Raw genomic sequence first — 12,101 nt, 5'->3', positions numbered from 1 at the left:
GCCACCCACAGATTCTGTAAAAAACCCGGTTTCTTTGAGTCTTAATGCGTCCAAGACTCTTCAACCAAAACTTAACCAGCTAAAAACAGTATCAACTGTCAATTCTAATTCAATTTTATCAATTATTGGCAACAGAGCAGCACCTTTATACAGTTCTACTTTTTGTCCGGGAAATACTGCCAAAATACTCTCTTCTTCTGGATCTAGTAACCACCCCAACTCAGTGCCGTTTCGCGAACAGTGGAGTAAGTTACTCAGCACTTTTGTTTGGCTTTGGTTTGGAGAGAGAATTTCTATCGACCAGTCGGGATTAATGTCAAAGCGGTTAGCAATTCTACCAGACGGCAAAAAAGGAATTCTTTCCCATCGGAATACTGCTACATCTGGCACGATTGATGCCCCGCCAAAAGTGCAGCGCAACTCGGGAAAAGCATTGGCAATTTTCCGAGTTTTCGCTACTTGATTGATAGTCTTGCAGAGCTCACCTTGAAGTACGCTGTGTTCACCTTGAGGCATGGGCTTCTGAATGATTTGTCCCTCAAGAAATTCTGAGGCCGGTTCAGTTTCAGGAAGTTTGAGGAACTCGTCTAAGGCGGGTTTGGGTTTAACGATCGCAGTCATAGGTTAATTCTCCCGATCCGAGAAACACTGAACGGCACATCACAATTGTAGGCGATCGCTGTTTAATTCCCGCTGCCTTGTTCCAATTACCAATTAACAATTACCCATTAGCAATTACCTAATTACTGATAATTGACAATTCGATCGAAGCTAGCAGCTTCCAAACTCGCACCGCCTACCAGAACCCCGTCAATCTCAGGCATCGCCATAACTTCATCAATATTCTCCGGTTTGACGGAGCCACCGTACTGAATTGGCACGTCAGGATTAGTCAATTTACTGCGAATCAAACCAATAACTCGGTTAGCTTCCTTAGCTTCGCAAGTATCGCCAGTGCCGATCGCCCAAATAGGCTCGTAAGCAATGACTAACTTATTTTGGTCAACATCAACCAAATCTTTTGCCAACTGAGAAAAAATGTGAGCTTCAGTTTCGCCTGCATCTCGCTGCTGCTTGGTTTCCCCAACGCACAGAATCGGAATTAAATCGTATTTCTGAGCCGCTTTCAGCCGCAAATTCACCGTTTCGTCAGTTTCCCCAAAATATTGGCGTCGCTCGCTGTGGCCGATGATGACATAACGGACACCAAGTTCACTCAGCATTGGCCCGGAAATTTCCCCAGTAAAAGCTCCAGACTCTTGCCAGTGAACGTTCTGAGCACCGAGTCTGATCCGGCTGCCGTGCAAATTTTTCGAGAGGACAGCCAAGGAAGTGAAGGGAACGCAAAGCACGACTTCCCGTTCCTCTGGGGTTTCCGTCAGGCAGGACATGAATCCTTGAAGAAACTCTAGGGATTCTGCCCTAGTTTTGTACATTTTCCAGTTGCCAGCTATAACTATTTTCCGCACTATTTCTTTCAGTCCTTGTCCTTACAACGCAATTTATAGTCTAAAGCTTTAGCGTACCTTTCGATCCTTCATTGCCCAAACTCGATTCGAGCTTGCTCAACTAAGTCAACGGTGACGACTTCGGTTTCGGCTTCGCGGGCCAACTGCTCGATGCGGACGCGAGCTTGCCCCCGGACAAAATAGGGAATATTTTTCAGCTTCGCCTTGGCTTCTGGCGTCCATTTTAGATCATCGGAAAATTCGGAATCGGGCATGGCGTTTTGAGCGATCGACTACAAGCCTTCATGTATCAGGCTTTGATGGAAAGCCTGGATGTATTAAATTTACCACGAGTTGCGATCGCGCCACACCTTCTCACTCTGCATTCCATTGCTTGCCTAAAATCGCCGACGCCTCTTGTAAAAGCTGATTCTGCTCTTGTCGAATTGCCTCCAACCTTGTCAAAATATTAGCAAGTCGTTCTTGAGACTCCACACTGTTTGATTCAACTCCCCTCAATTGTAAACCTGAATTATTTTTGTATTCGGGATTCTTTGAAACCAATGAGTTTACAGCCACTCCACCGAAATTACTTACAGATTTAGAGCCGACACTCAAAACCCCTTGCATAAATTTTCCAGGCCTTTGCAGAATAAATAACCAGCCTTTTGCAAACAAGCTACCTAAAGCCTGAAAAAAACCTAAGATACTCAATATAAATAGCAGCAAAATTGCTAAAGATACCAAGGGGTGATTCACCAACCAGAAGACGAGAGGGTGAGAATAAATCCAATCTTTAATATTACCATTGATAGCACTTTGGATGGCATTGGAAGCGGCATCACTCATATTTCCCGCCTTGTTAATGCTATCTTCTAATGAAGCCTTAGCCTTTTCTGTAGCTTGATTTACACTCTCTACAGCTTGGCTAGTGCTTTGATTCAGAGTATTGACCGCAGAGTTAGTAGTTTGATTAATAGTTTCTTTCTTCTGTTGCCACAGAGTGAGAAACAGCATCAACAGCTTTGTTGGTACTTTCACTGACGCGACTAACTGCTTGATTCGCGACTTCCGATATAGAAATTCTAGTTTTTTCTGTTTTTTCCGCTACAGTACCTAAAGCATTGTTCGTAGCTTGATTAACAGTATTAACGGCAGAATTCGTAGTTTGAGTGAGAGCTTCTTTTGCCTGAGATTCAGTTTCGGAGAGAGAAGATTTGGGAGCATCTCATATTTGTAAAAATACTTCTTCTGGCTCCTTCCTTCTGCCTCTTTCCTTCTGCCTCCTGCCTCCTGCCTCCTGCCTCCTGCCTCCTGCCTCAAAACTCCAATTTCTAGCGGAGGGCTGCAAAGGTGAGATGCTCCCGAAGATTTAGCTTCTGCTGTTGCTTCGGAAACAGAATTCACTGCTTTTCCGACTTGTTCCGTCCAAACTTCTTTCGTTTTTTGAACGCTTTGAGAAAAATTTTGAGAAAAATCAGGGAGTGCTACTGCCATAGTAAGTGATCTCCATCAAGTTAATTGACTCTTTCCCAGTGATTATAGTATATAGCAATGCTTGCAGGAGTCATAAATTTTTTACCCCACTCCAACCCTCCCCGAACTCGCGGGGAGTCCGTAAGAAATTCACAAATGATGCGAGAATTGCTATAGTATAGCTTCCATACCCCCATGCTTTGAAAGATGGTGCCAACGCTTTGACGATGTGTTCCCTACTCAAGCCCAAAGACACGAGTTTATACACTATCTAGGGAATTATTGGGAGAAAAGAGACCAAAAACCTATCCCAGAGCGCGCAGAATGCTGTAAATGTTTCTTAACAAAGCTTACGCTTTTGTGCAGTCAGAGCTTCCTGGTGCGAACAAACGCTCAACCCAGGGCGAAGCTATACGTGAGAGTGTGACATCAGATGTATTTCCCAAAAATAGAGCGGACGATCGCTCAAATATGAGGCAGGAATTTGATGCACCTGAAAAAGTCTGAATTAAGTTGAGAAATATAGCCTATTATCCCAGCGACGATCGCGGGATAACTGGCGATCGTTCGTCAAAGCTCGCTCGGCGTTGTAAAAACTGTTTAACGCCCCCAAAAATAATGACATATTTACAAAAATTAGCGCAAGTTACCAGACTTTATATCTCCGAAAAAAAGCTATAAATTTTAAGTAGACTGTGGCTGTTGGTTTAACAAACCGGACGCTGCCTAAAAGGTTGTGGCGGAAGCTTAGATGGTGTATAATTTATGACATATTTGCCAAATTTTCACTTTCCATCCCAACCTCAAAATATGCTAGGGTAGAATGTTTCCAAAGCTTAAGATACACCATGACGTATGTATCAATCATTAGAAGACTCAGCCATTTCGACTAACCCATCTATGGAACCGTCCTCTCTAATTCTCATTGTGGATGACGATGCCTTGATTCGTTTGCAACTGCGACTGTATTTACAGAAGGAAAAATACCGAGTGGCCGAAGCTACAGATGGGTTGACAGGGCTAGTAGCCTATGAGGAAGTACATCCAGACCTCATCCTGCTAGATGCAGTGATGCCTACTATGGATGGTTTTGCTTGTTGTCAAAAATTATCTGAAGTGCCTGAGAGCGCTCGCCCACCTATTTTGATGATTACTAGCTTAGAAGACAAAGAATCTGTCGATCGAGCGTTTGCAGCGGGAGCGGCTGACTATATCACTAAGCCGATTCACTGGGCTGTTTTGCGACAGAGAGTGCGACGGTTGATTAAGCAATTCCACTTGCAACAGCAACAAACCCTACTTTACAACCAGCTAGAGGCCGCCAATCGACAATTAAAATACCTCGCGTCAATTGACGGTTTGACTCAGATTGCCAATCGCCGTCAGTTTGACCAACAGCTAGAGGAGGAGTGGCGACGCATGACGAGGCAGCAAACTCCTTTGTCACTGATTTTGTGTGATATCGATTTCTTCAAGCCTTACAACGATACTTATGGACACCAAGCAGGGGATCTATGTTTACAGCAAGTTGCGACAGCTCTCAATCGCAGTATTAATCGAGCGGGAGATTTAGTAGCACGTTATGGAGGTGAAGAATTTGTAGTGATTTTATCGGACACCGAGCTTGAGGGAGCCGTCCAAATCGTTAAGCAAATGCAGGCTCGCATCCAAGATTTAGCAATAGTTCATAAGAGTTCTCCGCATCATTGTATTACGCTCAGCTTCGGTATTACCAGTGTGATTCCTAACCAAGAAAGCTTACCAGAAACTTTAATTACTGCTGCCGATGCAGCACTTTATCAAGCCAAAGACAAAGGTCGTAATACTTTTTGTACCAACATTCATACAGTTAATGAATTCACCCGTTAAATCCTAAGGGTAAAAACTATGCCTCTCGTCATTTGGAATGACTCGTTAACTATTGGTATTCCCGAAATAGACCGCCAGCATAAACAATTGATCGATCAACTCAATACCTTAGTGGATGCCATGTTGGCAAACCGTGGGAAGGAAGAAATAAAAGGTATTGTAGATTTTTTAGACTTGTATGTAGCCCAACATTTCGGATTTGAAGAAAATTGTATGCAAAGATACAAATGCCCAGTTGCATCTAACAATGCAGCGGGGCATACCAAATTTATTAAAACACTGAGTGAAGTTAAACAAGAGCTACAAACCAAAGGGTCGAGCCTTTCCTTAGCCATTAAGGTTAATGAACAATTGCTAGATTGGTTCGTGAACCATATTAAAAAAGTCGATCGAGAACTCAAGTCGTGTATGAGTAAGCCTTGATTGCTGCTTGAAAGCTTAAATAATCGGTGGTGCGATCTTCAGGGAAACTGTCAGGTAAATAACAGATCGGCTCTATGGCGCTTTTTTTATCGGAATCAGGTCATATTCAGCAACTAGCGATTATAAAAGTTTATGGGAGGGGCTAGCTCAATGCGTAATAAAAGATGGTTAGGTGCGATCGCCCTTCTCACTGGTGCGGGTATTCTGGGCAACTATTTCAGTTTGTCTCTTTTCTTTGGGGTTGATTTCCTCTTTGGCAGTATTCCCATACTGATTATTACTTACTACTTCGGCTTGGGCTGGGGAGGCTTGGCTGGTCTAATTGCAGGCAGCTATACTTATATCCTGTGGCATCATCCATACGCCACGATTATTTTGGTAATTGAGGCTCTGTTTGTAGGGTTTCTTTGCAAGAAGCGCAAACAGCCAAATATCCTTTTATTCGATGGGATTTACTGGTTCTTAATTGGAATGCCCCTCCTCTGGCTTTTCTACGGTCAAATGATGCACATGGAGGCGAATCAGACCATCCTCGTTATGTGCAAGCAAGCAGTCAACGGCATTTTTAATGCCTTAGTTGCCAGCTTAATCATTTCGTATGCGCCGATTTATCGGTGGATTGGTGCTTCAAAGCATCTCGCCCTCTCTTTACAACAAACTATTTTTCATCTGTTGGTAGCTTTTGTCTTTCTTCCAGGACTGATGCTATTAGTTTTTGATGGTAGATCCTTGGTAGGTCAAATCCAAACGACGGTGCAAACGGAGTTACGAACAAACGCAAAAAGTCTCACTAGCGCAATATCTAGATGGCATCAGCGACATCTCTTAGCTTTGAATACATTAGCTGAAAAATCGCTCATGCCTGAAGCCGGCACTGCTGCTAATACAGCGATTAAATCATCCGAGGATCTACAACAAAACATTAGCCTGATCGAGCAGGTGTTGCCAGATTTCGACAAAATTTATGTTGCCGATTCATCGGGAACCATTTTAGCTACTTCTTCTCTTTTAAATCCAACCCGCCGGCGGTTGATGGAACAAAGCACGGAACATCAATCTCTAATTCCCCTGGCTCAAGAGCGGTTGAGACCTTGGATGACTCCTATCCACAAAGATATATTACTGGACGAACCTCATGTAGGATTGAATGTACCCCTGCAACTTCAAGGTAATTTTCTTGGGCTGGTCCACGGTTCATTAGGATTGAGCCAGATCAAAGCTCTCTACATTTTCCAGAGAAACAATCAGCAACTAGGCATTACATTGCTAGATCAAAACAACCGAGTCATTGCCAGTAATCAATCCGACCAAAAGCTTTTGACCAGTGTTCCGGGGTCAAAGGACGGCAGCACTCGCACCTTAGAGGGAACCTTGCAGCAGTGGCTTCCTAGCAAGGGCAAGAATCCGATGATCCGTTGGAAAAATTCTCTGTATATACAGGAATTTACCATTAGCCCCGCTCTGGACTGGAAATTACGCTTAGAAATTCCAGCCGATCCCTATGTAGAAAATTTACAAAATCGCTACAAGGCTGACTTGAGTATTCTACTCCTCGTCACAATGTTGGCATTTTTGTTTGCAACGCTGGTTAGCGAACGACTGGTCCAGCCATTATCCTATTTAGCTCGTGCGACTACTGACTTACCCAACAAGCTTTCAGAAGAAACATTTGAATGGAAACATAGCTCTGTTAGTGAAATCAATGAGCTTGCTGGCAATTTTCAATTGATGGCGATCGCGCTTTATCAAAAATTTAGGGAGATTAAACACGCCAACGCTACATTAGAACAGCGGGTTCAAGAACGAACGCAAAAATTATCCATAATCAATCGCTCTCTGAAAGCTGAAATTAAGAGACGTAAACAAGCCGAAACTGAACTAAGAACGAGAGAGGCGGCGATACGAGCTTTATATGAAGTCACTGCTACCCAAAATCTCAATTTTGAGCAGCGCATTCAAGCTTTGATTGACATGGGATGTCAGAATTTTGGGCTGGAAAGTGGCGTCTTGGCTCGTGTGCAAGATAACCGTTATGAAGTGATGGTTGTGCGATCGCCCGATGAAGTCCTGAAACCAGGTGATGTCTTTGATATTAAGCAAACTTTGTGCTGTGAAGCTTTAGACACAAATGAACCCCTAACCATCCAACATACAGGCACCTCAAAATGGCGTCACCATCCTGCCTATCTTGCCTTTGGCATGGAAGCTTATATTGGAACACGAGTTTTAGTTGCAGGCAAAGTCTACAGTACCCTCAGCTTTTCTAGTAAATCTCCCCGTGCAGACAGCTTTAAATCTGCCCATGTGGAATTACTGAAGCTGATGGCTCAGTGGATTGGTAGTGAAATCGAACGGCATCAGGCAGAAGTCGCTCTGCAAGCGAGTGAAGAGCGGTGGGAACTCGCCCTACGTGGTAGTAATGAAGGGGTATGGGATTGGAACGTCAACACTAATGAAGTATTCTTCTCGGCTCGCTGGAAAGAAATGTTGGGCTACGAAGACCATGAAATTTCCCATCACCTGGACGAATGGAGCAAGCGGGTGCATCCCGATGATCTCGGTTGCGTCTTGCAAATAATTCAAGATCACTTTGAGGGCAAAACTTCTTTTTATATTACAGAACATCGAGTTCTTTGTAAGGATGGGAGCTACAAGTGGATTCTGGCTCGAGGGCAGGCGCTTTCGGATGAAGCGGGCAAAGTTGTCCGTATGACTGGTTCTCAGAGCGATATTACCGATCGCAAAAACTTAGAGCAGGAAATTCAAGCAAGAGAGCAATTATTGAATGCTTTCTTTAAAGGAGCTTCCCTAGCAGGGGTGGGGCTGTGTATCCACGATCGGCAGTTTAAATTTTTACAAATCAATGAGGCACTAGCTGAATTTAATGGCCACTCTGTGGAGGCTCACTTAGATAAGACAACCGATGATATTTTGGGAGAATTTGCGCCTAGTGTAAATGCACTGTTACAACAAGTTTTAACGACAGGAAAACCTTCGATCAACTTGGAAATTAGCACAGCACTATCCAGTCAAACGGGTGTCAAGCGCCACTGGCTCGTTTCTCACTTTCCCATTTTCAAGGATGCAGAGCAGGGTATAGCAGTGGGTTGCATTCTAATTGAAATTAGCGATCGCAAACGAGCCGAAGCGGAACTGCAACAAATGAGTGCGGCCCTAGAAAATGCCGTGGCAGGCATTTCTAGGCTTGACCCTCAAGGACGCTATATCTCTGTCAATGTGACTTATGCTGCCATCTGCGGATATCAGCCTGAAGAACTGCTAGGGAGGGACTGGCAAAACACCGTTCATCCTGAAGATGTTGAGAAGATGGTGGCTGCTTATGAGCAAATGTTGAGAGACGGTAGAGTCGAAGCGGAAGCTAGGGGAATCCGAAAAGATGGCTCTAGCTTCTATAAACAACTGGTGATGGTTTCTGCTTATGACGAGCAAAATGTCTTTGTGGGGCATCACTGCTTCATGAAGGATATTACCGATCGCAAGCAGGCAGAAGAAGCACTACAACGACAGTTGCAAAAAGCCCTACTGCTGAAGCAAATTACCCAAGAAATTCGTCAAAGCCTTAATGCTCAGCAGATATTTGAAACGGCTGCTATTCAGATTGGGCAAACTTTTGGAGTCAGTCGCTGCTTAATTAGCACATACCAGGACAATCCACTGCCTCAGTTTCCTGTCGTTGCAGAGTATCTAGGAGTGGGATATGGGCCCAGCGGGGAGCATGACCTTCTGGCGGCCAGTCCTGCTTATACAAAACGGTTGATGGCTCAAGATGAAGCGATCGCCTCCCCGGATGTCTACTGCGATTCATTGCTCACCTGTGCTCATTCAATTTGTACCAGTCTCAATTTGAGATCGACATTAGCAGTGCGAACCTCTTACCAAGGAGAACCGAATGGTGCCATTTGTTTGCACCAGTGCGATCGCTACCGTCGTTGGACTGCCGATCAAGTGGAGTTGCTAGAATCAGTGGCGACTCAAGTAGGAATTGCCCTAGCTCAAGCCCAATTACTAGAGCAAGAAACTCGACAACGAGAAGAATTAACTCTGAAAAACTTTGCCCTGGAGCAAACTAGACGGGAAGCAGAAGCAGCGAGCCGAGCCAAAACTGAGTTTCTGGCGATGATGAGCCATGAAATTCGCACTCCCATGAATGCGGTTATTGGTATGACGGGACTACTGCTGGATACAGAACTCAAGGCTCAACAGCGAGACTTTATCGAGACGATTCGCAATAGTGGGGATACCCTCCTGAGTATCATCAACGACATCCTGGACTTCTCCAAAATTGAGTCGGGCAAGCTGGAGCTAGAAATGCATCCCTTGAGCTTGAGAGATTGCATAGAAGGTGCGATCGACCAACTTGCAGTTAAAGCAGATGAGAAGGATATTGAGTTGGGCTACCTCATCCAGCCTCAGACTCCTAAGTTCATTTTGGGTGATGTCACCCGTCTCCGTCAGATTCTAGTTAACTTGCTCAACAATGCGATTAAGTTTACTGAAACTGGGGAAGTTACCATTTCCGTGGAAGCCTCTCTAGTTGATTCTGACAAAACAATTTCTGAGCCAGGTAACTTGTCAGAAAGCTTGTACGAAATCCAGTTTGCCATTCAAGACACAGGCATTGGTATTCCCGCCAATCGGCTCGATCGACTGTTCAAGTCTTTTAGTCAAGTAGATGCTTCGACGACTCGGCAGTATGGAGGGACTGGTTTAGGTCTGGCGATTAGTAAGCGACTTAGTGAAACTATGAACGGCACGATCTGGGTTGAGAGCGGAGGCCACGTCGGAGGAACCCCTTCACCAAAATGGCAAGCCGCTAAGCTTAATAGAGTCACAATGGGTTCCACCTTCTACTTCACGATTGTGGCATCCTCTGTTGCTACTGAGTTAGCGGAACCGATGGAAATGCTACCAGAACTATCTGGCAAGCGTTTATTAATCGTGGATGACCAGCCCACTAACCGACAAATTCTGACGTTGCAAGCAGAGAGTTGGGGGATGCAGAGTCTGGCTGCCCCATCGGGTGCGGAAGCGCTCAACTGGCTTGAGAGTGGAGAAGCGTTTGATCTCGCTATTTTAGATATGCAAATGCCACAAATGGACGGCCTCACACTCGCCTCAGCCATCCACCAGCATCCTAAGTGCCACCGTTTACCCCTAGTGTTGCTGACTTCAATGGGCTACCCAGAAGCGAGTTCTTCAGCGCTCTCCACCCACTTTGCGGCTTTTTTAAGCAAACCGATCAAACAATCCCAGCTCTATCAAATACTGATCCATGTGCTACAAGCTCAACCGAAAAAAGTTCAACAACAGCTCCCTATATCTGTCGAGGATGATATGAAACTAGCCCAGAGACTCCCACTGCGAATTCTTTTAGCAGAAGATCATCTGGTAAATCAGAAGGTCGCACTGCTGCTGTTAGAGCGTTTGGGATACCGGGCCGATATTGCTGCCAATGGATTGGAAGTTTTGGAAGCCCTGAATCGCCAGCCTTATGATGTAGTGCTGATGGATGTACAAATGCCAGAGATGGATGGACTAGAAGCCAGCCGTCGTATTTGCCAGGAGTGGCCGGCTGATACTCGTCCCTGGATTATTGCAATGACGGCAAATGCCATGCAGGGCGATCGCCAGGTTTGTCTTGATGCTGGCATGAATGACTATATCACTAAACCAATTCGACTAGAGGCTCTCAACCAAGCGCTGAGTCAGTGTCCACCCAACCCGGAACCGCAACAGGCCCAAAAGGAGGAATCAGATAGTAACAAGCCAAAAATTGATAGGCCAGCGGTTAACCTCACTGAACTGCAAGCCTTCTGTAGCAGCATCGATCAAGATTCAACCGAGATTTTGAGCTTGCTAGCTAACTGCTACTTGGAGGAAGGTCTAAAGTTGCTAGAAGCTATGAAATTAGCGATCGCCCAAGGGGATACTCAAGCCCTAAACCGAGCGGCCCATACCCTCAAAGGCAGTAGTGCGAATCTAAGCGCGGCTCCTCTGGCCCACCTTTGTGCCACGTTAGAAGTCATCAGTACCTCTGGTCAACTCGATCGAGCCTCCTCCCTATTTGCTCAAATCGAGGTTGAGTACGATCGTGTCAAGAATACTCTCCAACAAGAACTACAAAAGAGCGAAACTAATCTATGAAAGTCAATTAAATAGGCATCTTTTGGCATCAGGACTTAGGCAACTGTCACACGCGATGCCGCAACCGGGTTATGCGATCGCATCTGCATCTGCGTAAATGGGCGTCAATCCATTGTCATCTGCGGTTAAGAAATTTTCTTTTTTTAACCGCAGATGAGGGCAGATAAACACAGATTAACGCAGATGAATGAGATCAATTCCGGCTGCACCCTGCGTGATTGTTGAGTGTTGACTGTTGGCTGGATTTTATAGAAGAAGGAAGAAGGAAGAAGGAAGAAGGAAGAAGGAAGAAGGAAGAAGGAAGAAGGAAGAAGGAAGAAGGAAGAAGCAATAAAATCAATCGTTTCAGCCATTAACAACCTCCTAACCCTCTCGGCGGTTGCTATACAATGCCGATGCTACCGGATTTGATATGATGCCAAATCCGGGTTATATGCCTTGATGAGTTCTCTAACACTTAAAAAATGGCTAATAAACTCTTTGATCGAGGATTTTTGGACTCTTTTTAATGCTCGAATAGTTACAGATTTAGTGGCGGCCTAGCTTTATACTGTCTCCGAAGTGACAAAAGAGAGAGGATGACTAATGACTAATGACTAATGACTAATGACTAATGACTAATGACTAATGACTAATGACTAATGACTAATGACTAATGACTAATGACTAATGACTAATGACTAATGACTAATGACTAATGACTAATGACTAATGACTAAT

Annotated in this window: 9 protein-coding genes; 4 read left to right on the top strand and 5 right to left on the bottom strand. The window is 44.7% G+C overall.

What is annotated here, in order from left to right; all coding sequences use genetic code 11:
- Nucleotides 1–60 precede the first annotated feature (60 nt).
- The 5 genes from QUA00_RS24540 to QUA00_RS24520 form a co-directional block, all read right to left on the bottom strand.
- Nucleotides 61–621: a Uma2 family endonuclease gene (locus tag QUA00_RS24540; protein ID WP_333139206.1), complete on the bottom strand. Its 561-nt coding sequence runs from the start codon at nucleotides 619–621 to the stop codon at nucleotides 61–63.
- A 122-nt stretch (nucleotides 622–743) separates the two neighbouring features.
- Nucleotides 744–1,469 carry a triose-phosphate isomerase gene (gene tpiA, locus QUA00_RS24535; protein WP_445251179.1) on the bottom strand — a complete coding sequence of 242 codons (726 nt, stop codon included), beginning with the start codon at nucleotides 1,467–1,469 and terminating at the stop codon, nucleotides 744–746.
- Between the two features lie 68 nt (nucleotides 1,470–1,537).
- Nucleotides 1,538–1,723, bottom strand: a complete 186-nt coding sequence (locus tag QUA00_RS24530; RefSeq protein WP_006633749.1) for a PCP reductase family protein — start codon at nucleotides 1,721–1,723, stop codon at nucleotides 1,538–1,540.
- Nucleotides 1,724–1,823: 100 nt separating this feature from the next.
- The gene (locus QUA00_RS24525; RefSeq protein ID WP_333411442.1) at nucleotides 1,824–2,489 is read right to left on the bottom strand and encodes a hypothetical protein; all 666 of its coding nucleotides are present in this window, start codon (nucleotides 2,487–2,489) and stop codon (nucleotides 1,824–1,826) included.
- A 75-nt stretch (nucleotides 2,490–2,564) separates the two neighbouring features.
- Nucleotides 2,565–2,945 (bottom strand): hypothetical protein, encoded by a 381-nt coding sequence (locus tag QUA00_RS24520; RefSeq protein WP_333273341.1) that lies wholly within the window; start codon nucleotides 2,943–2,945, stop codon nucleotides 2,565–2,567.
- A gap of 312 nt (nucleotides 2,946–3,257) precedes the next feature.
- Between QUA00_RS24520 and QUA00_RS24515 the strand changes: the two genes are divergently transcribed.
- The 4 genes from QUA00_RS24515 (at nucleotide 3,258) to QUA00_RS24500 (ending at nucleotide 11,381) form a co-directional block, all read left to right on the top strand.
- On the top strand, nucleotides 3,258–3,431 hold the full coding sequence (locus QUA00_RS24515; RefSeq protein WP_333139196.1) for a hypothetical protein: 174 nt from the start codon (nucleotides 3,258–3,260) through the stop codon (nucleotides 3,429–3,431).
- A gap of 348 nt (nucleotides 3,432–3,779) precedes the next feature.
- Complete coding sequence (locus tag QUA00_RS24510; protein ID WP_333139194.1) at nucleotides 3,780–4,793, top strand: PleD family two-component system response regulator; 1,014 nt, start codon at nucleotides 3,780–3,782, stop codon at nucleotides 4,791–4,793.
- A gap of 18 nt (nucleotides 4,794–4,811) precedes the next feature.
- Nucleotides 4,812–5,216, top strand: a complete 405-nt coding sequence (locus QUA00_RS24505) for a hemerythrin family protein (RefSeq protein WP_333139192.1) — start codon at nucleotides 4,812–4,814, stop codon at nucleotides 5,214–5,216.
- A 150-nt stretch (nucleotides 5,217–5,366) separates the two neighbouring features.
- Entirely contained in the window at nucleotides 5,367–11,381 is a 6,015-nt protein-coding gene (locus QUA00_RS24500) for a response regulator (protein ID WP_333411439.1), read from the top strand.
- Nucleotides 11,382–12,101 lie beyond the last annotated feature (720 nt).

It is taken from the genome of Microcoleus sp. T2B6 (assembly GCF_036700475.1).
In the GTDB taxonomy this organism is placed as follows: Bacteria; Cyanobacteriota; Cyanobacteriia; order Cyanobacteriales; family Microcoleaceae; genus Microcoleus.
This window is presented reverse-complemented; position numbering and strand designations above follow the sequence as displayed.

Bases quoted from the DNA above. Each gene is read 5' to 3' on its own strand.
- QUA00_RS24500 (WP_333411439.1), top strand. From the start codon at position 5,367: ATGCGTAATAAAAGATGGTTAGGTGCGATCGCCCTTCTCACTGGTGCG.
- QUA00_RS24520 (WP_333273341.1), bottom strand. From the start codon at position 2,945: ATGGCAGTAGCACTCCCTGATTTTTCTCAAAATTTTTCTCAAAGCGTT.
- QUA00_RS24515 (WP_333139196.1), top strand. From the start codon at position 3,258: ATGTTTCTTAACAAAGCTTACGCTTTTGTGCAGTCAGAGCTTCCTGGT.
- QUA00_RS24510 (WP_333139194.1), top strand. From the start codon at position 3,780: ATGTATCAATCATTAGAAGACTCAGCCATTTCGACTAACCCATCTATG.
- QUA00_RS24530 (WP_006633749.1), bottom strand. From the start codon at position 1,723: ATGCCCGATTCCGAATTTTCCGATGATCTAAAATGGACGCCAGAAGCC.
- QUA00_RS24540 (WP_333139206.1), bottom strand. From the start codon at position 621: ATGACTGCGATCGTTAAACCCAAACCCGCCTTAGACGAGTTCCTCAAA.
- QUA00_RS24505 (WP_333139192.1), top strand. From the start codon at position 4,812: ATGCCTCTCGTCATTTGGAATGACTCGTTAACTATTGGTATTCCCGAA.